This is a genomic window from Pseudomonas fluorescens (assembly GCF_002837185.1).
Classification (GTDB): domain Bacteria; phylum Pseudomonadota; class Gammaproteobacteria; order Pseudomonadales; family Pseudomonadaceae; genus Aquipseudomonas; species Aquipseudomonas fluorescens_AM.
This window is the reverse complement of record NZ_KZ477986.1, coordinates 1-24,264: the sequence shown is the minus strand read 5'-3', so window position 1 is coordinate 24,264 and position 24,264 is coordinate 1. Positions and strand designations below refer to the sequence as shown.

General features: G+C 62.3%; 26 protein-coding genes. 19 read left to right on the top strand and 7 right to left on the bottom strand.

The features are described 5' to 3' along the window. Positions 1 to 42: 42 nt before the first annotated feature. Positions 43 to 735 (bottom strand): alpha/beta family hydrolase, encoded by a 693-nt coding sequence (locus CIB54_RS02215; RefSeq protein ID WP_065949777.1) that lies wholly within the window; start codon positions 733 to 735, stop codon positions 43 to 45. Positions 736 to 814: 79 nt separating this feature from the next. Here CIB54_RS02215 and ccoN (CIB54_RS02210) point away from each other — a divergent pair, with 79 nt between their 5' ends. From ccoN (CIB54_RS02210) to hemN, 16 genes are all read left to right on the top strand, one after another. Beyond that, positions 815 to 2,239: a cytochrome-c oxidase, cbb3-type subunit I gene (gene ccoN, locus CIB54_RS02210; protein ID WP_065949778.1), complete on the top strand. Its 1,425-nt coding sequence runs from the start codon at positions 815 to 817 to the stop codon at positions 2,237 to 2,239. 10 nt (positions 2,240 to 2,249) lie between these two features. After that, entirely contained in the window at positions 2,250 to 2,858 is a 609-nt protein-coding gene (gene ccoO, locus CIB54_RS02205; RefSeq protein WP_057721245.1) for a cytochrome-c oxidase, cbb3-type subunit II, read from the top strand. Positions 2,859 to 2,861: 3 nt separating this feature from the next. After that, positions 2,862 to 3,062, top strand: coding sequence for a cbb3-type cytochrome oxidase subunit 3 (locus CIB54_RS02200; protein ID WP_065949779.1), 201 nt, complete (start codon positions 2,862 to 2,864; stop codon positions 3,060 to 3,062). Beyond that, positions 3,059 to 3,970: a cytochrome-c oxidase, cbb3-type subunit III gene (gene ccoP / locus CIB54_RS02195; protein WP_101218416.1), complete on the top strand. Its 912-nt coding sequence runs from the start codon at positions 3,059 to 3,061 to the stop codon at positions 3,968 to 3,970. Before CIB54_RS02200 ends, ccoP (CIB54_RS02195) begins: the two co-directional genes overlap by 4 nt. 421 nt (positions 3,971 to 4,391) lie before the next feature. Beyond that, positions 4,392 to 5,834: a cytochrome-c oxidase, cbb3-type subunit I gene (gene ccoN / locus CIB54_RS02190; protein WP_101218414.1), complete on the top strand. Its 1,443-nt coding sequence runs from the start codon at positions 4,392 to 4,394 to the stop codon at positions 5,832 to 5,834. Continuing rightward, a complete protein-coding gene (gene ccoO, locus CIB54_RS02185) occupies positions 5,834 to 6,442 on the top strand; it encodes a cytochrome-c oxidase, cbb3-type subunit II (RefSeq protein ID WP_025854274.1) in 609 nt (202 codons plus the stop codon). The genes ccoN (CIB54_RS02190) and ccoO (CIB54_RS02185) overlap by 1 nt, the downstream gene beginning before the upstream one ends. Positions 6,443 to 6,447: 5 nt before the next feature. After that, a complete protein-coding gene (locus CIB54_RS02180) occupies positions 6,448 to 6,633 on the top strand; it encodes a CcoQ/FixQ family Cbb3-type cytochrome c oxidase assembly chaperone (RefSeq protein ID WP_003193169.1) in 186 nt (61 codons plus the stop codon). Then, the gene (gene ccoP / locus CIB54_RS02175; RefSeq protein WP_101218412.1) at positions 6,630 to 7,592 is read left to right on the top strand and encodes a cytochrome-c oxidase, cbb3-type subunit III; all 963 of its coding nucleotides are present in this window, start codon (positions 6,630 to 6,632) and stop codon (positions 7,590 to 7,592) included. Before CIB54_RS02180 ends, ccoP (CIB54_RS02175) begins: the two co-directional genes overlap by 4 nt. A 203-nt stretch (positions 7,593 to 7,795) precedes the next feature. After that, positions 7,796 to 8,050 (top strand): type II toxin-antitoxin system Phd/YefM family antitoxin, encoded by a 255-nt coding sequence (locus CIB54_RS02170; RefSeq protein ID WP_043048997.1) that lies wholly within the window; start codon positions 7,796 to 7,798, stop codon positions 8,048 to 8,050. Continuing rightward, positions 8,050 to 8,460 carry a type II toxin-antitoxin system VapC family toxin gene (locus tag CIB54_RS02165; protein WP_101218410.1) on the top strand — a complete coding sequence of 137 codons (411 nt, stop codon included), beginning with the start codon at positions 8,050 to 8,052 and terminating at the stop codon, positions 8,458 to 8,460. Before CIB54_RS02170 ends, CIB54_RS02165 begins: the two co-directional genes overlap by 1 nt. A 207-nt stretch (positions 8,461 to 8,667) precedes the next feature. Then, positions 8,668 to 10,071 (top strand): cytochrome c oxidase accessory protein CcoG, encoded by a 1,404-nt coding sequence (ccoG, locus tag CIB54_RS02160; protein WP_101218408.1) that lies wholly within the window; start codon positions 8,668 to 8,670, stop codon positions 10,069 to 10,071. A gap of 15 nt (positions 10,072 to 10,086) precedes the next feature. Next, positions 10,087 to 10,626, top strand: coding sequence for a FixH family protein (locus CIB54_RS02155; protein ID WP_065949785.1), 540 nt, complete (start codon positions 10,087 to 10,089; stop codon positions 10,624 to 10,626). 112 nt (positions 10,627 to 10,738) lie between these two features. After that, on the top strand, positions 10,739 to 13,183 hold the full coding sequence (locus CIB54_RS02150; protein ID WP_101218406.1) for a heavy metal translocating P-type ATPase: 2,445 nt from the start codon (positions 10,739 to 10,741) through the stop codon (positions 13,181 to 13,183). 22 nt (positions 13,184 to 13,205) lie between these two features. Then, a complete protein-coding gene (ccoS, locus tag CIB54_RS02145) occupies positions 13,206 to 13,418 on the top strand; it encodes a cbb3-type cytochrome oxidase assembly protein CcoS (protein ID WP_057721235.1) in 213 nt (70 codons plus the stop codon). Continuing rightward, positions 13,411 to 14,094: a sulfite exporter TauE/SafE family protein gene (locus CIB54_RS02140; RefSeq protein WP_101218404.1), complete on the top strand. Its 684-nt coding sequence runs from the start codon at positions 13,411 to 13,413 to the stop codon at positions 14,092 to 14,094. Before ccoS ends, CIB54_RS02140 begins: the two co-directional genes overlap by 8 nt. Positions 14,095 to 14,197: 103 nt before the next feature. Beyond that, entirely contained in the window at positions 14,198 to 15,580 is a 1,383-nt protein-coding gene (gene hemN, locus CIB54_RS02135) for an oxygen-independent coproporphyrinogen III oxidase (protein ID WP_065949788.1), read from the top strand. 6 nt (positions 15,581 to 15,586) lie between these two features. Here the strand turns inward: hemN and CIB54_RS02130 are convergent, their stop codons facing one another. After that, entirely contained in the window at positions 15,587 to 16,081 is a 495-nt protein-coding gene (locus tag CIB54_RS02130; protein WP_101218402.1) for a hypothetical protein, read from the bottom strand. Positions 16,082 to 16,237: 156 nt separating this feature from the next. On the opposite strand from CIB54_RS02130, the gene fnr reads away from it, so the two are divergent. Further along, positions 16,238 to 16,972, top strand: a complete 735-nt coding sequence (gene fnr / locus CIB54_RS02125; RefSeq protein WP_065949790.1) for a fumarate/nitrate reduction transcriptional regulator Fnr — start codon at positions 16,238 to 16,240, stop codon at positions 16,970 to 16,972. Between the two features lie 78 nt (positions 16,973 to 17,050). Beyond that, positions 17,051 to 17,599 carry an adenine phosphoribosyltransferase gene (locus CIB54_RS02120; RefSeq protein WP_065887882.1) on the top strand — a complete coding sequence of 183 codons (549 nt, stop codon included), beginning with the start codon at positions 17,051 to 17,053 and terminating at the stop codon, positions 17,597 to 17,599. A 182-nt stretch (positions 17,600 to 17,781) separates the two neighbouring features. Here CIB54_RS02120 and recR read toward each other — a convergent pair whose 3' ends face one another. The 5 genes from recR to CIB54_RS02095 form a co-directional block, all read right to left on the bottom strand. After that, the gene (recR, locus tag CIB54_RS02115) at positions 17,782 to 18,384 is read right to left on the bottom strand and encodes a recombination mediator RecR (RefSeq protein ID WP_065949791.1); all 603 of its coding nucleotides are present in this window, start codon (positions 18,382 to 18,384) and stop codon (positions 17,782 to 17,784) included. 66 nt (positions 18,385 to 18,450) lie between these two features. Further along, positions 18,451 to 19,485, bottom strand: coding sequence for an NADP-dependent oxidoreductase (locus tag CIB54_RS02110; protein WP_065949792.1), 1,035 nt, complete (start codon positions 19,483 to 19,485; stop codon positions 18,451 to 18,453). A gap of 134 nt (positions 19,486 to 19,619) precedes the next feature. Then, positions 19,620 to 19,958 (bottom strand): YbaB/EbfC family nucleoid-associated protein, encoded by a 339-nt coding sequence (locus CIB54_RS02105; protein ID WP_057721228.1) that lies wholly within the window; start codon positions 19,956 to 19,958, stop codon positions 19,620 to 19,622. Positions 19,959 to 20,001: 43 nt separating this feature from the next. Continuing rightward, on the bottom strand, positions 20,002 to 22,071 hold the full coding sequence (gene dnaX, locus CIB54_RS02100) for a DNA polymerase III subunit gamma/tau (protein ID WP_101218400.1): 2,070 nt from the start codon (positions 22,069 to 22,071) through the stop codon (positions 20,002 to 20,004). A 132-nt stretch (positions 22,072 to 22,203) separates the two neighbouring features. Then, entirely contained in the window at positions 22,204 to 23,103 is a 900-nt protein-coding gene (locus CIB54_RS02095) for a DMT family transporter (protein ID WP_065949794.1), read from the bottom strand. A 101-nt stretch (positions 23,104 to 23,204) separates the two neighbouring features. Between CIB54_RS02095 and CIB54_RS02090 the strand changes: the two genes are divergently transcribed. Next, positions 23,205 to 24,068, top strand: a complete 864-nt coding sequence (locus tag CIB54_RS02090; protein WP_065949795.1) for a LysR family transcriptional regulator — start codon at positions 23,205 to 23,207, stop codon at positions 24,066 to 24,068. Positions 24,069 to 24,264 lie beyond the last annotated feature (196 nt).

Here is a 24,264-nt window from a genome sequence, read left to right as displayed (position 1 = left end):
ATGAGGTCAACATGTGGGAGGGGGCTTGCCCCCGATAGGTCCCTAACAGGCACCCAGAAACTCAGCCACGCGCGCCGCAGCCGCCTCCAGATGCTGCTCATGACTGAACCCCGACGCCTTCAGCGGTTTCAAGTCATGATCCCCCGCCACCAACCACATCACCTCAATGTTCGGCGACAACTCATATCCCTGCACCGCCGCCCGATTACCCAGTGCATCCCGCTCGCCCTGCACAATCAGCGTCGGCGTTTTCAGCGCAGCCAGATGCTCGACCCGAGGTTTTTCCGGCTTGCCCACCGCATAGAACGGATACCCCAGGCACACCAGCCCATCGGCGCCCAGCTCATCGGCCAATAAACTGGCCATGCGCCCTCCCATGGATTTACCGCCAATCGCCAGTTTCCCAGCGACATGACGTCGCACCTGCGCATGCACCTCGCGCCAGCATTCCAGCAGTTTGGGCGCCGGATTCGGCGGGCGCTTGCCGCCGTCCGCACGGCGCTGGGCCATGTAGGGAAACTCGAAGCGCAATACGCTCACACCATGCCCGGCAAGGCGCGCAGCCATGTCGTTCATGAACGCCGAGTCCATCGGCGCACCGGCGCCGTGGGCCAGGATCAGCGTGGCCGGCTGGCCCGAGGGGGCGCCCGTGGCGACATCCCACAACCAGCCGCGTTCGCGCACACACTGTGCCCATTGATCCCCGTCAATACTGGCCTTGTGCTCTTTGCCCATGCTTGCCTCGCTTTTTAGTCTGCCTATAACTCCAGCCCAAGTGCCGCATCTGCTTGGGTTGAACCGTGGATGGGGAACCATGAACACTACTTTAAGTACCGCCTATAACTACAAGGTGGTCCGCCAATTCGCCATTATGACGGTGGTATGGGGCATCGTCGGCATGGGGCTCGGGGTTTTTCTCGCGGCCCAATTGGTTTGGCCTGCGCTCAACTTCGATTTGCCCTGGACCAGCTTCGGTCGCCTGCGCCCGTTGCACACCAACGCGGTGATCTTCGCCTTCGGGGGCTGCGCGCTGTTCGCAAGCTCCTTCTACTCGGTGCAGCGCACCTGCCAGACAACGCTGTTCGCGCCGAAAATCGCTGCGTTCTGCTTCTGGGGCTGGCAACTTGTCATCCTGTTGGCTGCGATCAGCCTGCCGCTGGGCTACACCAGTTCCAAGGAATACGCCGAGCTGGAATGGCCGATCGACATCCTGATCACCATCGTCTGGGTCGCCTATGCCGTCGTGTTCTTCGGCACGATCATGAAGCGCAACACCAAGCATATCTATGTGGGCAACTGGTTTTTCGGTGCATTCATCATCACCGTGGCGATCCTGCATATCGTCAACAACCTGGAAATCCCGGTCAGCCTGACCAAGTCCTACTCGCTGTACGGCGGTGCGACGGATGCCATGGTGCAGTGGTGGTACGGCCATAACGCTGTGGGCTTTTTCCTCACCGCAGGCTTTCTCGGGATGATGTACTACTTCGTGCCCAAGCAGGCCGAACGCCCGGTGTATTCCTATCGCTTGTCCATCGTGCACTTCTGGGCGCTGATCACCCTGTATATCTGGGCCGGCCCTCATCACTTGCACTACACCGCGCTGCCGGATTGGGCGCAGTCGTTGGGCATGGTGATGTCATTGGTGCTGCTGGCCCCGAGCTGGGGCGGCATGATCAACGGCATGATGACGCTGTCGGGCGCCTGGCATAAGTTGCGCAGCGACCCGATCCTGCGCTTTCTGGTGGTGTCCCTGGCGTTCTACGGCATGTCGACCTTCGAGGGCCCGATGATGGCGATCAAGACCGTCAACGCCCTCTCCCACTACACCGACTGGACCATCGGCCACGTACACGCCGGCGCACTCGGTTGGGTGGCGATGATTTCCATCGGCGCGCTGTACCACATGATCCCGAAAGTCTTCGGTCGCGAGCAGATGTACAGCCTCGGCCTGATCAACGCGCACTTCTGGCTGGCCACCATCGGCACCGTGCTCTACATCGCCTCGATGTGGGTCAACGGCATTGCCCAGGGCCTGATGTGGCGTGCGGTCAACGAAGACGGCACCTTGACCTACTCCTTCGTCGAAACCCTGGTGGCCAGTCACCCAGGCTTCATCGTGCGGCTGGTGGGCGGTGCGGTGTTCCTCAGCGGCATGTTGCTGATGGCTTACAACACCTGGCGCACCGTGCGTTCGGTGCAGCCTGTCGAAGCTGTCCCTGTCGCGCAGCTGGCCTGAGGAGTCTGTGATGAAACACGAAACGATTGAAAAGAACGTTGGCCTGCTGATGCTGCTGATGGTGCTCGCCGTGAGCATCGGTGGCCTGACCCAGATCGTCCCGCTGTTCTTCCAGGACGTGACCAACAAGCCGGTCGAAGGCATGAAGCCCTACACCGCGTTGCAACTGGAGGGCCGCGACATCTACATCCGTGAAGGCTGCGTGCAGTGTCACTCGCAGATGATCCGCCCGTTCCGCGCCGAGACCGAGCGCTACGGTCACTACTCGGTGGCGGGCGAAAGCGTGTGGGACCACCCGTTCCTGTGGGGTTCCAAGCGCACCGGGCCGGACCTGGCCCGCGTCGGCGCACGCTACTCGGACGATTGGCACCGCGCGCACCTGTACAACCCGCGCAACGTGGTACCGGAGTCGAAAATGCCGGCTTATCCGTGGCTGGTCACCGCCGCCGTCGACAGCAGCCACACCGAGACCAAGTTGAAGGTGATGCGCACCCTCGGCGTGCCGTACACCGACGATGACATCACGGGCGCGGTCGCCAGCCTCAAGGGCAAGACCGAGATGGACGCGCTGGTTTCCTACCTGCAAGTACTCGGTACTGCCATCAAGAGCAAGAGGTGAGCCATGGGATTTGAATTCGATGCGGGCACCATCCGCGGCCTCGGCACGCTGGTGGTCGCCATCGCCTTTATCGGCCTGTCGCTGTGGGTGTTCAACAACCGGCGCACTGCGGAATTCGAGCAGGCGCGCCTGCTGCCCTTCGCCGATGAACCTTCTCCATCCGACGCTCAAGAAGAGCCTGCAATAAGGAGCACTCGGCCATGACCCTGTTTTGGAGTACATGGATCTGCGTACTGACCCTCGGCAGCCTGATCGGCCTGACCTGGCTCTTGATCGGTACCCGCAAGGGCGAGACCAAGGGCAGCGTCGACCAGACCATGGGCCACGCCTTCGACGGTATCGAGGAATACGACAACCCGCTGCCCCAGTGGTGGTTCATGCTGTTCGCCGGCACCCTGGTGTTTGCGGTCGGCTACCTGATCCTCTACCCGGGCCTGGGCAACTGGAAAGGCGTGTTGCCGGGCTATGAAGACGGCTGGACGTCGGCCAAGGAGTGGGACAAGGAGATGGCCAAGGCCGACACCAAGTTCGGGCCGATCTTCGCCAAATTCGCGGCCATGCCGGTGGAAGAAGTCGCAAAGGACCCGCAAGCGCTGAAAATGGGCGGTCGCCTGTTCGCGTCCAACTGCTCGGTGTGCCACGGCTCGGATGCCAAGGGCGCGTATGGCTTCCCCAACCTGGCGGACAACAATTGGCGCTGGGGCGGTTCGGCCGAAGCGATCAAGGCCACCATCATGGGCGGTCGTCACGCGGCGATGCCGGCCTGGGGTGAAGTACTGGGCGAGGATGGGGTGAAGAATGTCGCCGCCTATGTACGCCACGACCTGGCCAAGCTGCCCTTGCCCGCCGACAGCACTGCCGACCTCGTGGCGGGCCAGGCCACGTTCAACACCACCTGCGTGGCCTGTCACGGTCCGCAAGGCCACGGCGTGGAAGCCATGGGTGCGCCAAACCTGACCGAGCCAGCCGGGTTTATCTACGGCACCAGCCTGGCGCAATTGCAGCAGACCATTCGCCATGGCCGTCAGGGCCAGATGCCGGCGCAGGAAGCGCTGCAAGGCAATGACAAAGTGCATCTGCTGGCGGCCTATGTGTATAGCCTGACCCATTAGCACTTGTAGGAGCGAGCTTGCTCGCGAAGCACGTAAACACAACGCGATAGACCAGACTGACCGCGTTACCGTTGACGTTTTTCGCGAGCAAGCTCGCTCCTACAGTGTTGCGACATTCGCGACCAAGTGTCACACCCCTTCAAAACCCAACTGTCCCCTCCTCGCTTTCGGGTCTACGCTTGTTCCTGCAGTGGGCCAATCCTGGCGTACGCGACGGTATCCGTTGCGCCCTCGAAAATTCCTGTCCACTCGATCAGCTTTCGATTTCTGACTTTATCCTTACACACAACATGGAAAGGGCGCAGAATCTGGCGTGGAACGCCTTGATACAGGTCAGTCATTGCGTTGCAATGGCCCCTCGCTTTCTACATACTTGCGGCCGATTTTACCTATAAAAATACTTAAACCGTGGAACCTTAGAATGAGCACAGCAATCAGTCCGACTGCTTATAACTATAAGGTGGTTCGCCAGTTCGCCATCATGACGGTGGTCTGGGGGATCCTTGGCATGGGGCTCGGGGTGTTCATCGCCTCGCAACTGGTCTGGCCGCAATTGAATTTCGACCTGCCCTGGACGACCTTCGGCCGTCTGCGCCCGCTGCACACCAACCTGGTGATCTTCGCCTTCGGTGGCTGTGCGTTGTTTGCCACCTCCTATTACGTCGTGCAGCGTACCTGCCAGACGCGCCTGATCTCCGATGGCCTCGCCGCCTTCACCTTCTGGGGCTGGCAGGCGGTCATCGTCGGCGCCATCATCAGCCTGCCCCTGGGCTACACCACCACCAAGGAATACGCCGAGCTGGAATGGCCGATCGCCATTTTGCTCGCCATTGTGTGGGTGACCTATGCCGTGGTGTTCTTTGGCACCATCGTCAAGCGCAAGACCAAGCACATCTATGTCGGCAACTGGTTCTACGGGGCGTTTATCCTGGTCACGGCGATGCTGCACATCGTCAACCACGCGTCTTTGCCGGTGAACCTGTTCAAGTCCTATTCGGCCTACTCCGGCGCGACCGATGCGATGATTCAGTGGTGGTACGGGCATAACGCCGTCGGCTTTTTCCTGACCACCGGTTTCCTCGGAATGATGTATTACTTCGTGCCGAAACAGGCCGAACGTCCGATCTACTCCTATCGCCTGTCCATCGTGCACTTCTGGGCGCTGATCACCCTGTACATCTGGGCCGGTCCCCACCACCTGCACTACACCGCGCTGCCGGACTGGGCACAGTCCCTGGGCATGGCGATGTCGATCATCCTGCTGGCGCCGAGCTGGGGCGGCATGATCAACGGCATGATGACCCTCTCGGGCGCCTGGCATAAGCTGCGCACCGACCCGATCCTGCGCTTTCTGGTGGTATCGCTGGCGTTCTACGGCATGTCGACCTTCGAAGGCCCGATGATGGCGATCAAGACCGTCAACTCGCTGTCCCACTACACCGACTGGACCATCGGCCACGTACACGCAGGGGCTCTGGGCTGGGTGGCGATGATTTCCATCGGCGCGCTGTATCACATGATCCCCAAGCTGTTCGGCCGCGCACAGATGCACAGCGTCGGGCTGATCAACACCCACTTCTGGCTGGCCACTATCGGCACCGTGCTCTACATCGCCTCGATGTGGGTCAACGGCATCACCCAGGGCCTGATGTGGCGTGCGATCAACGATGACGGCACCCTCACGTATTCCTTCGTCGAAGCGCTGCAAGCCAGCCATCCGGGCTATATCGTCCGTGCCCTGGGCGGTGCGTTCTTTGCCGCCGGCATGCTGTTCATGGCCTACAACGTCTGGCGCACCGTGCGTGCTTCGGACCCTGTAGAAGCCGAAGCCGCCGCCAAGATCGCCGTTGTGGGAGCCCACTGATGAAGCATGAAGTCGTCGAGAAGAATATCGGCCTGCTGGCCTTCTTCATGGTCATCGCCGTGAGCATCGGCGGCCTGACCCAGATCGTCCCGCTGTTTTTCCAGGACGTGACCAACAAGCCGGTCGAAGGCATGAAGCCGCGCACCGCCCTCGAACTGGAAGGCCGCGACGTCTACATCGCCAACGGTTGCGTGGGCTGCCATTCGCAGATGATCCGCCCGTTCCGTGCCGAAACCGAACGCTATGGCCATTACTCGGTTGCCGGGGAAAGCGTGTGGGACCACCCGTTCCTGTGGGGTTCCAAACGTACCGGCCCGGATTTGGCCCGTGTCGGCGGGCGTTACTCCGATGACTGGCAGCGCGCGCACCTGTACAACCCGCGCAACGTGGTGCCCGAGTCGAAAATGCCGGCGTACCCGTTCCTCGTGGAAAACAAGCTCGACGGCAAGGACACCGCGAAGAAGATGGAAGTCTTGCGCACCCTGGGCGTGCCCTACACCGACGAAGACATCGCCGGAGCAGCCGCAGCCGTGAAGGGCAAGACCGAAATGGACGCATTGGTGGCCTACCTGCAAGGCCTTGGCACCCTCATCAAAAGCAAACGGTGACCGGCATGGATATCGGGATGATTCGCGGCCTGGGCACCGTTGTGGTGATGGTGGCCTTTATAGGCCTGGCGCTGTGGGTGTTCAGCCCACGGCGCAAATCGGAATTCGACGACGCGACCATGCTGCCCTTTGCAGATGATCCCGAAGCCATCAAGCACGTCGAGCAAGCGTCTAGGAGTAACAAAGAATGACTACGTTCTGGAGTCTGTACGTCACAGTCCTCAGTCTGGGTACCATCTTCGCCCTGACCTGGCTGCTGCTGTCGACCCGCAAGGGCCAGCGCGCCGAGCAGACGGACGAGACCGTTGGCCACTCGTTCGACGGTATCGAGGAATACGACAACCCGCTGCCCAAATGGTGGTTCATGCTGTTTGTCGGCACCATCGTCTTCGCCCTCGGCTACCTGGTGCTGTACCCGGGCCTGGGCAACTGGAAAGGCCTGCTGCCGGGCTACAACTACCTCGACAACGACAAGCAAACCGCGTTTGCCAATGGCCAGACCGGCTGGACCGGCGTGCACGAATGGGAAAAGGAAATGGCCAGGTCAGAGGCCAAGTTCGGGCCGATCTTCGCCAAATTCGCGTCGATGCCGATTGAAGAGGTCGCCAAGGACCCGCAAGCCTTGAAGATGGGCGGCCGGCTGTTTGCCTCCAACTGCTCGGTGTGCCACGGCTCCGACGCCAAGGGCGCCTACGGCTTCCCCAACCTGACCGACGCCGACTGGCGCTGGGGCGGCGAACCGGAAACCATCAAGCAAACCATCATGCAAGGCCGCCACGCGGTGATGCCAGGCTGGGCCGAAGTCATCGGCGAGCAAGGTGTGGCTGACGTAGCGGGTTTTGTCGTGACCCAGCTTGACGGCCGAAAACTGCCCGAAGGCGCCAAGGCCGACGTAGCCAACGGTGAGAAACTCTTCGCCGCCAACTGCGTGGCCTGCCACGGCCCGGCCGGTAAGGGCACTCCCGCCATGGGCGCGCCGGACCTGACGCATCCGGGTGCGTTCATCTACGGTTCGAGCTTCGCCCAGTTGCAGCAGACCATTCGCTATGGTCGCCAGGGCCAGATGCCCGCGCAGGAGCAACTGCAGGGCAATGACAAGGTGCATTTGCTGGCGGCGTACGTGTACAGCTTGTCGCAGAAGCAGGACTAGGTTTCAAGCGGCAAGCGGCAAGAGAAAAGCCCCGTCTGCGTTCGCTGACGGGGCTTTTTTCGTTCCAGATGCACAGACAAGCGAATGACGCCCACCCCTTGTAGCTTGCAGCTTGCAGCTTGTAGCTTGCAGCTTGCAGCTTGAAGCTTGCAACCACGACGTAGTAACGTAACTACATTAACACCATTCATTGGGAGGCGCCCATGACCATCACGACCATTTCCAGCCGCGAATTCAACCAGGACACAAGTGGTGCCAAAAAAGCCGCGCGCAACGGCCCGGTTTTTATCACCGATCGCGGCAAGCCCGCCCATGTGCTGCTAAGCATTGAGGACTACCAGAAACTCACAGGTCTGAATGCCGACATCGTTGACCTGCTGGTGATGCCGGAAGCGGCCGATATCGACTTCGAAACCGAACGTGCCGTGATCATTCATCGACCCGTGGACCTTTCTTGATGTATCTACTCGACACCAACGTTATTTCCGAACTTCGTAAACCCCAGGCGGATGCAAACGTAGTCGCCTGGGCCAAAAGCGTGATAGCGCCGCGTATGTTTATCTCGGCGATCACGCTGAAGGAACTGGAAACCGGCGTTCTGCGCATTGAGCGGCGAGACCCGGCTCAAGGGAAGGTATTGAGGACCTGGCTCAGGCGTCATGTGATGCCCGCCTTTGATGCCAGAATCCTGCCCGTCGACGCGGCCGTCGCGTTGCGTAGTGCGCACTTGCATGTTCCAGACGGCGCCAACGAGAGTGACTCGCTCATCGCCGCAACCGCTCTGGTTCATGGGCTTACTGTCGTCACACGTAACGTCAGCGATTTCAAATCCAGCGGCGTTGCGCTGATCAATCCATGGGACGAATGACCGTCCTGCGAGCAAAAACCGGCCATACTTAACAAGTCAATTGATCCAGGTCACTTACACCATCAATTGATTTGCCCCAACGCGACCAAAGGTCGCACCCTTTGCGCAGCATCGGGGGCGTATCATTAGGCCACTGCAACACCCTTAATTTGACCGCGGTTGGCACGTACTGGCCGAGGCAAATCTCCACCGCCGTGGGATGCAATGATGAGCAACCAGATACCGGTACATGACGTTACCCCGCCTGCCAAAAGCGTCGACCTCTATGCTTCGCGAGAGAAAATCTACACCCGCGCCTTCACCGGGCTGTTCCGCAATCTGCGCATGCTCGGTGGCGCCGGCCTGTTCCTGCTTTACTTCGGCACCGTGTGGCTGAACTGGGGCGGCCACCAGGCGGTGTGGTGGAACCTGCCGGAGCGTAAGTTCTTCATTTTTGGCGCAACGTTCTGGCCCCAGGATTTCATCCTGCTCTCGGGCATTCTCATCGTTGCAGCCTTTGGGCTGTTTTTCATTACCGTGTACGCCGGCCGCGTGTGGTGCGGTTATACCTGCCCGCAAAGCGTGTGGACGTGGATCTTCATGTGGTGCGAAAAGGTCACCGAAGGCGACCGCAACCAGCGCATCAAGCTCGACAAGGCGCCCATGGGCGCCAACAAATTCCTGCGCAAGTTCAGCAAGCACACGCTGTGGCTGCTGATCGGTTTTGTCACCGGTATGACCTTCGTCGGCTACTTCTCGCCGATCCGCGAACTGGTATTGGACTTCTTCACCGGCCAGGCCGACGGCTGGTCGTACTTCTGGGTGGGCTTCTTCACCCTCGCCACCTACGGCAACGCCGGCTGGCTGCGCGAGCAGGTGTGCATCTACATGTGCCCGTATGCGCGTTTCCAGAGTGTGATGTTCGACAAGGACACCCTGATCGTTTCCTATGACCCGCGGCGTGGCGAAGTGCGCGGCCCGCGTAAAAAGGGCGTCGACTACAAGGCCCAGGGCCTGGGCGACTGCATCGATTGCACCATGTGCGTGCAGGTGTGCCCCACCGGTATCGATATCCGCGACGGCCTGCAGATCGAGTGCATCGGCTGCGCCGCCTGTATCGATGCCTGCGATAACATCATGGACAAGATGGACTACCCACGCGGCCTGATCAGCTACACCACCGAGCACAATCTGTCCGGCCAGAAGACCCATAAGTTACGCCCACGGCTGATCGGCTATGCGCTGGTGCTGCTGGCGATGATCGGTTTGCTGGTTGGCGCATTCTTCATGCGCTCACTGGTGGGCTTCGACGTCAGCAAGGACCGCGTGCTGTACCGCGAGAACGCTGAAGGCCGCATCGAAAACGTCTACAGCCTGAAGATCATGAACAAGGACCAGCACGACCACACCTACGTGCTCGACGCCGCCGGCCTGCCCGACCTCAAGCTGCAAGGCCGGCGCGAAATCAAGGTGGCCGCCGGCGATATCGTCAGCATGCCGGTGGAGTTGTCGAGTGCGCCGGAGCAACTGCCGTCAAGCACCAACGAGGTGACTTTCATCCTCGAAGACGCCGATGACAGCAGCGTTCATATTGAAGCCAAGAGCCGATTCATCGGCCCACAAGTTCGTTAGACAGGGAACACAAGAATGCCCGCAACCACTGCTGCAAGCCCCTGGTACAAGCACCTCTGGCCCTGGATCATCATCGCGATCCTGGCCTGCTCGGTGACGCTGACCTTGTCCATGGTGACCATCGCGGTCAACAACCCGGACAACCTGGTCAACGACAACTACTACGAGGCCGGCAAAGGCATCAACCGCTCCCTGGACCGTGAACGCCTGGCCCAGGCCCTCCAATTGCGCGGCAAGCTGCACCTGGATGAATTGACCGGTGAAGTCGAACTGCGCCTGACCGGCAACAGCAACCCGAACACGCTGGAACTGAACCTGATCTCCCCGACCCAGCCAGAGAAGGATCGCAAGATCAACCTGACTCGCAGCGACAACGAACCCGGTCGCTACATCGGCCAGGTCACCGACCAGGTCGAGGGCCGCCGCTTCGTCGAATTGCTCGGCGTGGAAGGCGACAAGACCTGGCGTCTGTTCGAAGAAGAAGAGGTCAGCCACGACAAGGACTTGCTGCTCGGAGACGAACCGTTGCAGGGTGCCGAAGACCTGAAGAAGTAAAAGATCGCGCTTCGCGCATCGCGGGCAAGCCCGCTCCCCCATTGGAACGCGTACTCCTGTGGGAACGGGCTTGCCCGCGATGAGGCCCTTCCAGCCACCAAAGATCCCGAACATGACCACCCCCTGCTACCACTGCGCCCTGCCCGTCCCCGCCGGCAGCCGGTTCACCAGCGAAATCCTCGGCGAACGTCGCGAGCTCTGCTGTCCGGGTTGCCAGGCGGTGGCCGAGGCGATTGTGGCCGGCGGGCTGGAGAGCTATTACCGGCACCGCAGCGAAGCCTCGGCCAACCCCGAGGCGCTACCGGTGCAACTGATCGATGAGTTGGCGCTGTACGACCGCGCCGATGTGCAAAAGCCATTCGTGCGCCACACGGGCGAACTCGCTGAAATCACCTTGCTCATGGAAGGCATCAGCTGCGCGGCCTGTGGCTGGTTGATCGAGAAACATCTGCGCGGCCTGCCCGCCGTGGCCGAGGCACGGCTGAACCTGTCCAACCACCGCCTGCACGTGCGCTGGGCCAGCGGACAGTTGCCGTTGAGCCAGGTGCTCAGTGAGCTGCGCCATATCGGTTATGCCGCCCATCCCTATCAAGCTGACCGTGCCGCCGAACAACTGGCCGGTGAGAATCGCCTGGCCCTGCGCCAACTGGGTGTTGCCGGGTTACTGTGGTTCCAGGCCATGATGGCGACCATGGCCACCTGGCCGGAATTCAATATCGACCTCAGCCCCGAGCTGCATGTGATCCTGCGCTGGGTCGCGCTGTTTCTTACAACCCCTATCGTGTTCTACAGCTGTGCGCCATTTTTCAAAGGGGCGTTGCGCGATTTGCGCACACGCCACCTGACCATGGACGTGTCGGTGTCCCTGGCCATTGGCGGGGCTTACCTGGCGGGGATCTGGACTGCAATCACCGGCGTGGGTGAGCTGTACTTCGACGCGGTCGGCATGTTCGCGCTGTTCCTGCTGGCCGGGCGCTACCTGGAACGGCGTGCCCGCGAACGTACCGCCGCCGCCACCGCGCAGTTGGTCAACCTGCTGCCCGCCTCGTGCCTGCGCCTGAGCGCGGACGGCCAGAGCGAACGCATCCTGCTGGGCGAGCTGGCCGTGGGCGACCGGGTGCTGGTGCATCCTGGCGCGGTGCTGCCAGCGGACGGCGTGATTGTCGAAGGTCAATCCAGCGTCGACGAATCCCTGCTCACCGGCGAATACTTGCCGCAGCCCCGGCATGTCGGTGATGCCGTCACCGCCGGCACCCTCAATGTGGAAGGCGCGCTGAGCGTCCAGGTGCGCGCCCTCGGCCACGACACGCGCCTGTCTGCCATCGTGCGCCTGCTGGAGCGCGCCCAGGCCGAGAAACCGCGCCTGGCGCAGATCGCCGACCGCGCCGCACAGTGGTTTTTGCTGGCATCCCTGCTGGCGGCTGCGGTGATCGGCCTGGTGTGGTGGCAGCTGGATGCCTCACGGGCGTTCTGGATTGTCCTGGCCATGCTGGTAGCCACCTGCCCGTGCGCGTTGTCTCTGGCGACACCCACCGCCCTCACCGCCGCCACCGGCACCCTGCACAGCCTTGGTTTGCTGCTGACCCGCGGCCATATGCTGGAGGGTCTGAACCAGATCGACACGGTGATTTTCGACAAGACCGGTACGCTCACCGAAGGGCGCCTGGCGTTGCGCGCCATCCGGCCCCTGGGCGAACTGGACAGCGACCAGTGCCTGGGCCTCGCCGCCGCACTGGAAAACCGCTCCGAACACCCGATTGCCCGCGCCTTTGGCCGAGCGCCGCTGGCGGCCCATGACGTATCAGGCACCCCCGGCCTCGGCCTGGAAGGACGTGTGGGCGAACGCCTGTTGCGCATCGGTCAACCCGGATTTGTCTGTGAACTCAGCGCCAGCCCGATCCCGGCGTCACCGGACGAAGCCGGGCAATGGCTGCTGCTGGGCGATCAACGCGGCGCACTCGCCTGGTTCGTCCTCGACGACCGCCTGCGCAGCGATGCACCTGCCCTGCTGGCTGCGTGCAAGGCGCGCGGCTGGCGCACATTGCTGCTGTCGGGAGACAGTTCGCCAATGGTCGCCAGCGTCGCTGCCGAGCTGGGCATCGATGAAGCCCACGGCGGCCTGCGTCCCGACGACAAGCTGCAGGTGCTGCAACGCCTGCATCGAGAAGGCCGCACGGTGCTGATGCTCGGCGACGGCGTCAACGATGTGCCCGTACTGGCCGCCGCGGACATCAGCGTGGCGATGGGCTCGGCCACCGACCTGGCAAAGACCAGCGCCGATGCGGTGCTGCTGTCCAACCGCCTGGAGGCGCTGGTGCAGGCGTTTACGCTGGCGCGGCGCACACGCCGGGTCATCATCGAAAACCTGCTGTGGGCCGGGCTGTACAATGGCCTGATGCTGCCGTTCGCCGCCCTGGGGTGGATCACCCCCATCTGGGCGGCGATCGGCATGTCCCTCAGTTCGTTGACGGTGGTGCTCAATGCCCTGCGCCTGACTCGCCTGCCGAGCGCGCCGGCCGCTGGCGCCCCCTTGATCAATCGCCCGCTGCCGGCTTGAGCCGCGCGGGCATGGAGTGCAGATGCCAGCTCTATACGTGATGATTCCGGCGGCGCTGCTGTTAGTGGGCGTGGCCATCTACATCTTCTTCTGGGCCGTGGACAGCGGCCAGTACGAAGACCTCGACGGCCCGGCCCACAGTGTGCTGTTCGACGACCAGGACCCGAATCACCTGGCCGCCATCGACGAAGCCAACCGTGCCGAGCAACCGCCCAAAGAGCCGCCCCATGCTTGAGCTGGCGCCTTTGCTGGCCTCTGCGCTGATCCTCGGCCTGCTCGGCGGTGGCCATTGCCTGGGGATGTGCGGCGGGTTGATGGGCGCGCTGACCCTGGCGATTCCCAGGGAACAGCGCAGCCGTCGGTTTCGCCTGCTGCTGGCGTACAACCTGGGACGCATCCTCAGTTATGCCGCGGCGGGGTTGCTGATCGGCCTGGCCGGGTGGGCCGTGGCCAACAGCCCGGCGGCGATGTTCATGCGGGTGCTCGCCGGGCTGCTGCTGATCAGCATGGGCCTTTACCTGGCCGGCTGGTGGAGCGGCCTGACGCGTATCGAAAGCCTCGGTCGCGGCCTGTGGCGACATCTCCAGCCGATTGCCAACCGTTTGCTACCAGTCTTCAGCCTGCCCCGCGCTTTACTGCTGGGCGCGCTGTGGGGCTGGCTGCCGTGCGGGTTGGTCTACAGCACCCTGCTATGGGCCGCGAGCCAGGGCAATGCGCTGGACAGCGCGCTGCTGATGCTGGCGTTCGGCCTGGGCACCTGGCCGGTATTGCTGGCGACCGGGCTGGCCGCCGAGCGCGTTACCGCGCTGTTGCGCAAGCGCAGCGTGCGCATGGCCGGTGGTCTGCTGGTGGTGCTGTTCGGGCTCTGGACCCTGCCCGGGCCGCACCAGCATTGGCTGATGGGGCATTGACCGGCCCTGTGGCATAGCGCCGCTCCTCGTTGATGCAAATCAACATGCCCTCCCCAACCAGCCCCTAGACTCGGCCCACCAGCCAAACCGGGGGACCGCCCGCATGCTCGACGCCATTCGTTGGGACACCGATCTGATTCACCGCTACGACCTGGCGGGGCCGCGCTACACGTCCTACCCCACGGCCGTCCAATTCGACAGCCAGGTCGGCACCTTCGACCTGCTCCATGCGCTGCGCGACAGTCGCAAAGCCACGCGGCCGTTGTCGCTGTACGTACACGTGCCGTTCTGCGCCAATATTTGTTACTACTGCGCCTGCAACAAGGTGATCACCAAGGACCGTGGCCGCGCCCAGGCCTATTTGCAACGCCTGATGCAGGAGATCCAGCAGGTGGCCTGCCACCTCGACCCGAAACAGCCGGTGGAGCAACTGCACCTGGGCGGCGGCACGCCGACCTTCCTCAGCCACGACGAGTTGCGCCAGGTGATGAAACACCTGCGCCAGCACTTCAATTTGCTCGAGGACGATTCGGGCGACTACGGCATCGAGATCGACCCTCGCGAAGCCGATTGGGCAACCATGGGCCTGCTGCGCGAACTGGGCTTCAACCGCGTCAGCATCGGCCTGCAAGACCTGGACCCCGAAGTGCAGCGTGCGGTCAATCGCCTGCAAAGCCTGGAGGAAACCCGCGCGGTGATCGACGCGGCGCGCACCCTGCAATTTCGCTCGATCAATATCGACCTGATCTATGGCCTGCCCAAGCAGTCACCGCTGAACTTTGCACGCACCGTGGAAGAAGTCATCCGCCTGCAACCCGACCGCCTGTCGGTATTCAACTACGCACACCTGCCAGAGCGTTTCATGCCCCAGCGGCGGATCAACACCGATGATCTGCCCTCGCCGGCAGAAAAACTGTTGATGCTGCAAACCACCATCGAACAACTGACCCAGGCCGGCTACCGCTATATCGGCATGGACCACTTTGCCCTGCCGGACGACGAACTGGCCATCGCCCAGGAAGAAGGCAAGCTGCAACGTAATTTCCAGGGCTACACCACCCACGGGCACTGCGATCTGATTGGGTTAGGCGTGTCGGCGATCAGCCAGATCGGCGATTTGTACTGCCAGAACAGCAGTGACCTCAACGCGTACCAGAACGCCCTGGCGGGCGCGCAATTGGCGACCAGCCGAGGCTTGATCTGCACCACGGATGACCGTTTGCGGCGGGATGTGATCCAGCAATTGATCTGCAATTTCAGCCTGGGATTCGAGGGGATCGAACAGGCGTACAACATCGACTTTCGCGGTTATTTTGCCGAGCTGTGGCCGCAACTGGAGACGATGGCCACCGACGGTCTGATCGAGTTGGACGCCCAGGGCATTCGTGTACTGCCGGCCGGGCGTTTGTTGGTGCGTTCGGTGTGCATGGTGTTCGATGCCTACCTCGAGCACCAGAACCGGCAGCGTTTCTCGCGGGTAATCTGAAAATACCTATGCCATAGCCAGGGAGGCGGCCTTCATCGCATCGTCGCCACTGAGCCCCTTCATGGCCTTGCTCAAGGACGCCTGCGCCGTGACGAGGCTCGCGTTCAGCGCGGCAAGTGCCCCCTGCAGGTTATTGACCTTGACCCTGGCCTGCTCCGGAGAAAGGGTTTTATCGGCCATGACGGCGGCCAGTTCGGCCTGCTTTTCTGCAATCTGTTTCTTGATCTCGCGGATCATCTTCAAGACCTGCTGGACATCGTCGGGCAGGCCGCTTTCCTCGATATCGCTGTTGGATTTCCTGGTGTCACTGATCGCCAGCAAGGCAGCGCCGGAAAACGTCACTTTCACGCCTTCTTCCGTCTTGGTGCTGAGGGGCGCTGACGTGGCGTCCTTCAACTCTTTGGCAGCCGCAGCCGACTTCGCTTCCGCCACCAGATCTTTCGGCTCCGGCAGAGGCTGCGCGCTGAGGCTTGCCGAGGTATTTGCACCAATGGAAATCATGGGTCTGGCTCCAAATTCAAAGAGTATCGTTACTTTGTATCGGCCATGACACACGAACCTTTATACCCGTGAGGCTTTTTTGTACACGCTGGTCTCAGCCCCCCCAGTGCGTTACCCTTACGTCTTATGTGTGTTTTTCCCACAAGGATTTAAGAAATGTCCGAGCCAGTTAAACTGCGCGCTCACAGCCAGGCCCATTGCAAGGATTGCAGCCTGGCCCCCCTCTGCCTGCCACTTTCGCTGAATCTGGAAGACATGGATGCGCTGGACGACATCGTTAAACGCGGCCGCCCCCTGAAAAAAGGCGAGTTTCTGTTTCGCCAGGGTGACAAGTTCGATTCCGTTTATGCAGTCCGTTCAGGGGCGTTGAAGACGTTCAGCCTCAGCGACGGTGGCGAAGAGCAAATTACCGGCTTCCACCTGCCCAGCGAACTGGTCGGGCTGTCGGGGATGGACACCGACATGCATCCGGTCTCGGCTCAGGCACTGGAGACCACGTCGGTGTGCGAAATTCCTTTCGAGCGCCTCGATGAACTGGCCGTGCAGTTGCCACAGCTGCGCCGTCAGTTGATGCGCGTCATGAGCCGCGAGATTCGTGACGATCAACAGATGATGCTGCTGTTGTCGAAGAAAACCGCCGACGAGCGCATCGCAACCTTCCTGGTCAACCTGTCGGCGCGCTTTCGCGCCCGTGGGTTTTCAGCCAACCAGTTCCGCCTGAGCATGTCGCGCAATGAAATCGGCAATTACCTGGGCCTTGCGGTGGAAACCGTGTCCCGCGTGTTTACCCGCTTCCAGCAGAACGCATTGATTGCCGCCGAGGGCAAGGAAGTGCACATCCTCGACCCCATCCAGTTGTGCGCGCTGGCCGGTGGTTCCCTGGAAGGGTGATCCGCGATCTGCGGCCGAGCGAACCGGCAAGGCCGCAGGTATACTTCGGGTCCGTTTTCCGCCCAGGACCCTTCGACGATGACTTTCGATTCGTTCGACATCAAATCCCTGATTCGCCCCGTCATCGACTTCCCCAAGCCTGGGGTGATCTTCCGTGACATCACGCCGTTGTTCCAATCGCCCCGCGCCCTGCGCCTGGTCGCCGACAGCTTTGCCCAGCGTTATGTCGAAGCCGACTTCAGCCATATTGGCGCGATGGATGCCCGCGGCTTCCTGATCGGCTCGATCGTCGCCTACCAGCTCAACAAGCCACTGATCCTGTTTCGCAAGCAAGGCAAATTGCCGGCTGACGTCCTTGCCGAGGCTTACCAGACCGAATATGGCGAAGCGCTCCTCGAGGTCCACGCCGACAGCCTTTGCGAAGGTGACTCGGTGCTGATGTTCGATGACTTGATCGCCACCGGCGGCACCCTGATCGCCGCAGCGAACCTGGTGCGACGCATGGGCGCGCAGATTTTTGAAGCGGCGGCGATTATCGATTTGCCGGAGCTGGGTGGGTCGCAGCGTTTGGAAGATATGGGCATTCCCACGTTCTGCCTGACGCAGTTCGGGTTGACCGAACGGTAGTGTGTGTCAGGACGGGCCTCATCGGGCCAAGCCCCCCCACATTCGACCGAGTTCCAGTTTGGAATGTGGTCAAAATGTGGGAGGGGGCTTGCCCCCGATAGCGGAGTGCCCGTCAACACATTCATTGCTGATCCACCGCGATCGGGGGCAAGCCCCCTCCCACATGTTGTCCTGCTGTGGCTTTAGAGGGCGATCGGCTTGCGGCCGGCGAACGAGTGCGCCAAGGTGCCGCCGTCGACCAATTCAAGCTCGCCACCCAGGGGCACGCCATGGGCAATACGTGAGGTGATCAACCCCTTGTTGGTCAGCAACTGGGCGATGTAATGCGCCGTCGCTTCGCCTTCGACCGTAGGGTTGGTCGCCAGGATCACTTCGGTAAATGTGCCCTGCTCTTCGATCCGCGCCACCAGTTGCGGAATGCCAATGGCTTCCGGCCCCAGGCCATCCAACGGCGAAAGATGGCCCTTGAGCACGAAGTAACGCCCGCGGTAGCCGGTCTGCTCAACCGCATACACGTCCATTGGCCCCTCCACCACACACAGCAGCGTGTCGTCGCGTCGTGGGTCGGCGCATTGCGGGCAGAGTTCTTCTTCGGTCAGGGTGCGGCATTGGCGACAGTGGCCCACGCCTTCCATGGCCTGGCTCAGGGCCTGGGCCAGACGGGTGCCGCCGCTGCGATCACGCTCCAGCAGTTGCAGCGCCATACGCTGGGCAGTTTTCTGGCCGACGCCCGGCAAGGTACGCAGGCCGTCGATCAGTTGGCGAATCAGGGGGCTGAAGCTCATGGGCGAAGGGTCCGACAAAACAACGAGACGCGGTTTATACCCGCGCCCCGGATTAGCGTCAAATGCTCAATCCTGTGCGACGCGCACGACCAACTTGCCGAAGTTGCGCCCTTCGAGCAAACCGATAAAGGCTTCGGGCGCTTGCTCCAGGCCGTCGACCACGTCTTCGCGGAACTTGATCTTGCCCTCGCGAACCCAGGGCGCCATGGCGCTGAGGAACTCCGGCTGGCGATCACCGTAGTCGTCAAACACGATAAAGCCCTGGATGCGCACACGCTTGGTCAGCAAAGTGCGCTGCAGCGCCGGCAGACGATCGGGGCCGCTTGGCGCTTCATGGGCGTTATACCCGGCGATCAGCCCGCACAGGGGCACCCGCGCCTTGGGGTTGAGCAACGGCATCACGGCGTCGAACACCTTGCCGCCGACGTTCTCGAAATAAATATCCACGCCATTGAAGCAGGCCTGGGCCAGCTCGTCGGCAAACCCTTCGCTCTTGTGGTCGATACAGGCATCGAAACCCAGCTCATCGACCACGTAGCGGCACTTGTCCGCACCGCCGGCAATGCCCACCACGCGCAAGCCCTTGAGCTTGGCAACCTGGCCCACCACCGAGCCCACCGCACCCGAGGCCGCCGCCACGACCAGGGTTTCACCGGCCTTGGGCTGGCCGATATCCATCAGGCCCATGTAAGCGGTCATACCGGGCATGCCCAATACCCCCAGGGCCATCGACGGGCTGGCCAGGCCATTGGGCACCGGCATCAGGTTGCGGCCATCGGAAATACTGTGGCTCTGCCAGCCGGTAGAGCCCACGACCAGGTCGCCCACCTCGAATTTCGGATTGCGCGACTGCTCGACACGGCTGACCGCGCCACCGGTCATCACGTCGTCGATTTCCACGGGTGCTGCGTACGACGGCGCGTCGCTCATGCGTCCGCGCATGTAGGGGTCCAGCGACAGATAGAGCGTCTTGAGCAGCACCTGGCCGTCCGCCAGCTCTGGCAGGTTCACGCGTTCGAGGCGGAAATTTTCCGGAGTCGGCGCGCCTTGAGGGCGTGAGACCAGGACGATGCGTTGGTTCAGCGTCGGTTCTTGAGGCATCAGGGGCTCCTTTAAGCGAATGCATACGTATAGGGTGCAGACCCTGCTTGCTGCCCCAGGGTTCAGTTGCAATAGGCACAAACAAAAATGCCAGGCACGAGGCCTGGCATTGGAGTGCAGCTAAAACCTGCCGATCAGAACGGCAGCTTCATACCCGGTGGCAGTTGCATGCCAGCGGTCATGCCGCCCATTTTTTCCTGGCTGCTGGCTTCGATCTTGCGCACCGCGTCGTTGACGGCAGCGGCGAACAGGTCTTCCAGCACTTCACGGTCGTCATCGCTGACGCCTTCGAGCAGGCTTGGGTCGATGCTGACGCGCTTGATGTCGTGACGACCGGTCATCACCACGCTGACCATATCGCCACCGGCTTTACCGGTGACTTCGGCGTTGGCCAGTTCTTCCTGCATCTTGGCCATTTTTTCCTGCATCTGCTGCGCCTGCTTCATCAGGCCGGCCATGCCACCTTTCATCATGGGAATCACCTCAAAAGTACGTGGATCAAAAGAGTCGCCCGGTTCATGACGCCTGGGGCGCCGGGGCTTCGACAGGTTCAATAGTATCGTGACGGACGACCGCACCGAACTGTTGCATCATTTGCTGGATAAGCGGATCAGCCTGGATCGACGCCTCGGCGTCGCGCTGGCGGTTCAGGCGGCGACGCGTCGCGGCCTGGGCCGGGGTTTCCTGCTCGGGCTTGATCAGCTCGATGGCGATTGTCAGCGTGCGCCCATGGTACTGGTTGAGCGCGTCGTTCAGACGGCGCTGCTGGGTGGCATTGAACAAGGCGCTGTGGGCCGGGTCCAGGTGCAGCAGCCAATGGTCGCCGTCGATGGCAATCAACGTGCAGTTGGCGGCGATACTGCCGGTCATGCCGGAGATCGGCAACTTTGGAAACAATTCCAGCCATTGCAGGGCCAGGCCGGTGGCCGGGGCCGCGGCGGGCTCCACCTCCGGCTCGGGGGCGGGCTCGGCGGTGTGTTCGCTGGCGAGTTCGTCCAGGTAGCTGTAGGCCGAATCCATGTCCGGCTCGATGTAGTCTTCGTCCAGCGGCGGTTCGTCGTCGAGGTCAATGCCGGGCGTGGCGGCCTCGACCTGGGCCACGGTCGGCTCCGGCACCGGCGCGGACACCCACTCCGGCGCATCCGGCACCACGCTGTCCGGGGTCGGCGCGGGCATTGGCGTCAGTTCGGGCTGCTCGCCCGTGGTGTCCAGTACCGGCTCCACGGCGGGCTGTTGCTCGGGCTCGACGGGCGCTTCGACCGGGTCATTCCAGGGCAGATCCACCACCGGGGCGACTTGCGGCTCAGGCTCAGGCTCAGGCTTAGCCTCGATCACCGCTTCAGGCTCGGCCACCGGGGCGGCAACCACCGGCTCGGTAACCGCTGCGGGTGCAGCTTCCACTGGCGCGACCACCGCCGCGCCAGCCACTGGTTTGGCGGAATCAGCTGTGGCCTGGCTGATCCCCACTGGCTTTAGCGGCTGTCTCGGCGCATCCGCCGAGTCGGCGGGCCGGAAGGCCAGCATGCGCAGCAGGACCATCTCGAAGCCCCCGCGCGGGTCCGGCGCCAGGGGCAGGTCGCGGCGGCCGATCAGGCCCATCTGGTAATAGAACTGCACATCTTCGGCCGGCAACGCCTGGGCCAGCGCCAACACGCGGTCGCGGTCGCCATGGCCGTTGTCGACCGCCTCAGGCAATGCCTGGGCGATAGCGACGCGGTGCAGCACATTGAGGATTTCCGAGAGCACGCCATTCCAGTCCGGACCTTGCTCCGACAAGTGGCGCACGGCTTCGAGCAATGCCTTGGCATCGCCTTCGATCAGCGCGTGCAGCACGTCGAACACCTGGCCGTGGTCCAGCGTGCCAAGCATGGCGCGCACATCGGCGGCCAGGACCTTGCCTTCACCAAAGGCGATGGCCTGGTCGGTGAGGCTCATGGCATCACGCATCGAGCCATCGGCAGCACGGCCCAGCAGCCACAGTGCGTCGTCTTCGAAGGGGACGTTCTCGACGCCCAGCACGTGGGTCAAATGCTCGACCACCCGCTCGGGGGTCATGTTCTTCAGGGAGAATTGCAGGCACCGCGACAAAATCGTCGCAGGAAGTTTCTGCGGGTCGGTGGTGGCCAGGATGAATTTGACGTAGGGCGGCGGCTCTTCCAGGGTCTTCAACAGCGCGTTGAAGGAGTGGCTGGACAGCATGTGCACTTCGTCGATCAGGTAGACCTTGAAGCGGCCACGGCTCGGTGCGTATTGCACGTTATCGAGCAGTTCACGGGTGTCTTCGACCTTGGTGCGGCTCGCGGCGTCGATCTCGATCAGGTCGACGAAACGCCCTTCGTCGATCTCGCGGCAGACCGAACAGGTGCCGCACGGTGTCGAGGTGATCCCGGTTTCACAATTCAGGCATTTGGCGATGATGCGCGCAATGGTGGTCTTGCCCACGCCGCGGGTACCGGTGAACAGGTAGGCGTGGTGCAGCCGCTGGCTGTCCAAGGCATTGATCAGAGCCTTGAGCACATGGGTCTGGCCGACCATTTCGCGGAACGAGCGCGGACGCCATTTACGTGCAAGAACCTGATAACTCATCGAAAACCGTCGCAACTGGGAAGCGGAAGCCGGTAATGCTAGCGGAGCAAGGGGGAAATTGCATCCGGCACGCTCGTCTTATCTGACTAAGCGCCCCTCAAAGGCCTGAACCCGCCGCGTCGATCCACGTGATTATCCGGCTGTACGCCGCAAAGAACGCACCCAGCGCGCCTCCAGACCGATAGCGGCCACACTGGCCAGCACCATCAGCCCGCCCAGCAGCACCTGCAGGGTAATGCGCTCGCCCAGCAGCATCGCGGCCATGATCATCGCCACGGGTGGGATCAGGTACATCGCTACCGAGGCGCGGCTGACTTCAACGTGCTTGAGCACGTAGCCCCAGGCCAGGTAGGCCAGGGCACTGGGAAAAATACCGAGCACCAGCACCGCCATGTTTTCCGGCAACGGTGCCCGTGCCACTGCAGCGGGCAGACCGGGCAGGTTCACGCACAGCATCAAGGTGCCGGACCAGACCATATAGCAGGCCAGCGTCAGCGGGCTGTAGCGGCAAGCGTAATGTCGCAGGACAGCGAAATACACGCTCCAGGACAGGGCCGCCAGCAGGATCAGCAAGCCGCGTGGGTCCATGTCGGCCATGCCATGCCCGCCCCGGATCACCACCAGCACACCCCACAATCCCAACAGCACACACCCCCAGCGCCAGGCACTGACCCGCTCTTTCAGGCAGAAAAACGCAATCAACACACTGAACAGCGGTGCCGACTGCGCCAGCACGCTGGACGCCGACGCGCTCACCCATTGCTGGCCGCTATTGAGGCAGGTGTGGTGCAGGAATACGCCGAAAAAACCCAGCACCAGCAGCCACGGCAAATCCCGCAGGCGCGGCCGGCCAATGCCCGTCACCAGCGCCACCGCGCCCATGCACACCGAGGCGATCAGGAACCGCAGCAGCGCCAGGTGGCCAGGGCTGTAGCTGTGCAAGCCGACGTGCACGCCAATCGGCGAATACGCCCAACAGAGGATGACGACGGCAACGACTAGCGTAAGCTTTACAGGAGACGGGGCATTCATCGGCGGCATCCGGCACTCGGTGGGAATGCCGTCAGTCTTGGCCCGCGCCAGGCGCAGCACAATTAAGCGTTTCTGACTTCTGAGATCACGGGAACTGAGCAATGGAACTGGCCCAACTGAAAATGGTGCGAGCCGTGGCGCAAACCGGCAGCGTGGCCCAGGCCGCCCTGCAATTGCACTGCGTGCCGTCCAACATCACCACGCGTATCAAGCAGTTGGAAAGCGAGTTGGGCACAGCCTTGTTCATCCGTGCCGGACGCGGGCTGGCGATCAGCGCCGCCGGGGAGATTTTCCTGGATTATTGCGAGCGCATCCTGGCGCTGGTGGACGAGTCCAAACGCGCGGTGGATGCCACCGCGACCCCTCGTGGCACCTTGCGCATCGGCGCGGTGGAGTCCAGCGCCAGCGGGCGCCTGCCGCCGCTGCTGGCCGAGTACCACCGGCGCTACCCTGAGGTCAGCCTGGAATTGGTCACTGGCGCCTGGGCGCAATTGCTGGACGACCTGCAGCACCATCGGCTTGATGTGGCGCTGGTGGCATCCGGCAACCCGCGCGCCAAACTTGAGCACAGCGTGGTCTACAGCGAACGCCTGGTATTGATCGCCAGCGCGTGCAGCGCCCCCATCAACAGCGCCCGGGACCTGGCCGGTCGCACCTTGCTGGTGTGGCCGCCGGGTTGCCCCTATCGCGCCGCCCTGGAAAACTGGCTCAAGCCCCATGACGTCAAACCGGCGATTGCCAGCTATGCCAGTTGGGGCACGATCATCGGTTGCGTCAGCGCGGGCATTGGCGTGGCATTGGCGCCGGAAGGCATTCTGGCGCGCTATGAGCAGGCCAACGCGTTGGCATCGTATCGCTTCGAAGCGCTGGCGCCCGTGGACAACCTGCTATTCTGGCACACGGACACCCAACGGCACCTGGCACGGGACGCATTTGCCGGGCTGCTGCGCGAAACCTTCGGCTGACCCAATCCAAAATCTGGGAGGGGGCTTGCCCCGATAGCCATGGATATCTACACAACTCTGTAGCGCCCAACGCTAACCACGATGCGCAGCGAGTCGCTCTTGATCTTGATCTGGCTTTTGATCTTGATCTGGCTTTTGATCTTGATCTCAGGCGCCCCGTTAAACCACGCTGGCCGAACGCGGGCTTGAATCCGTG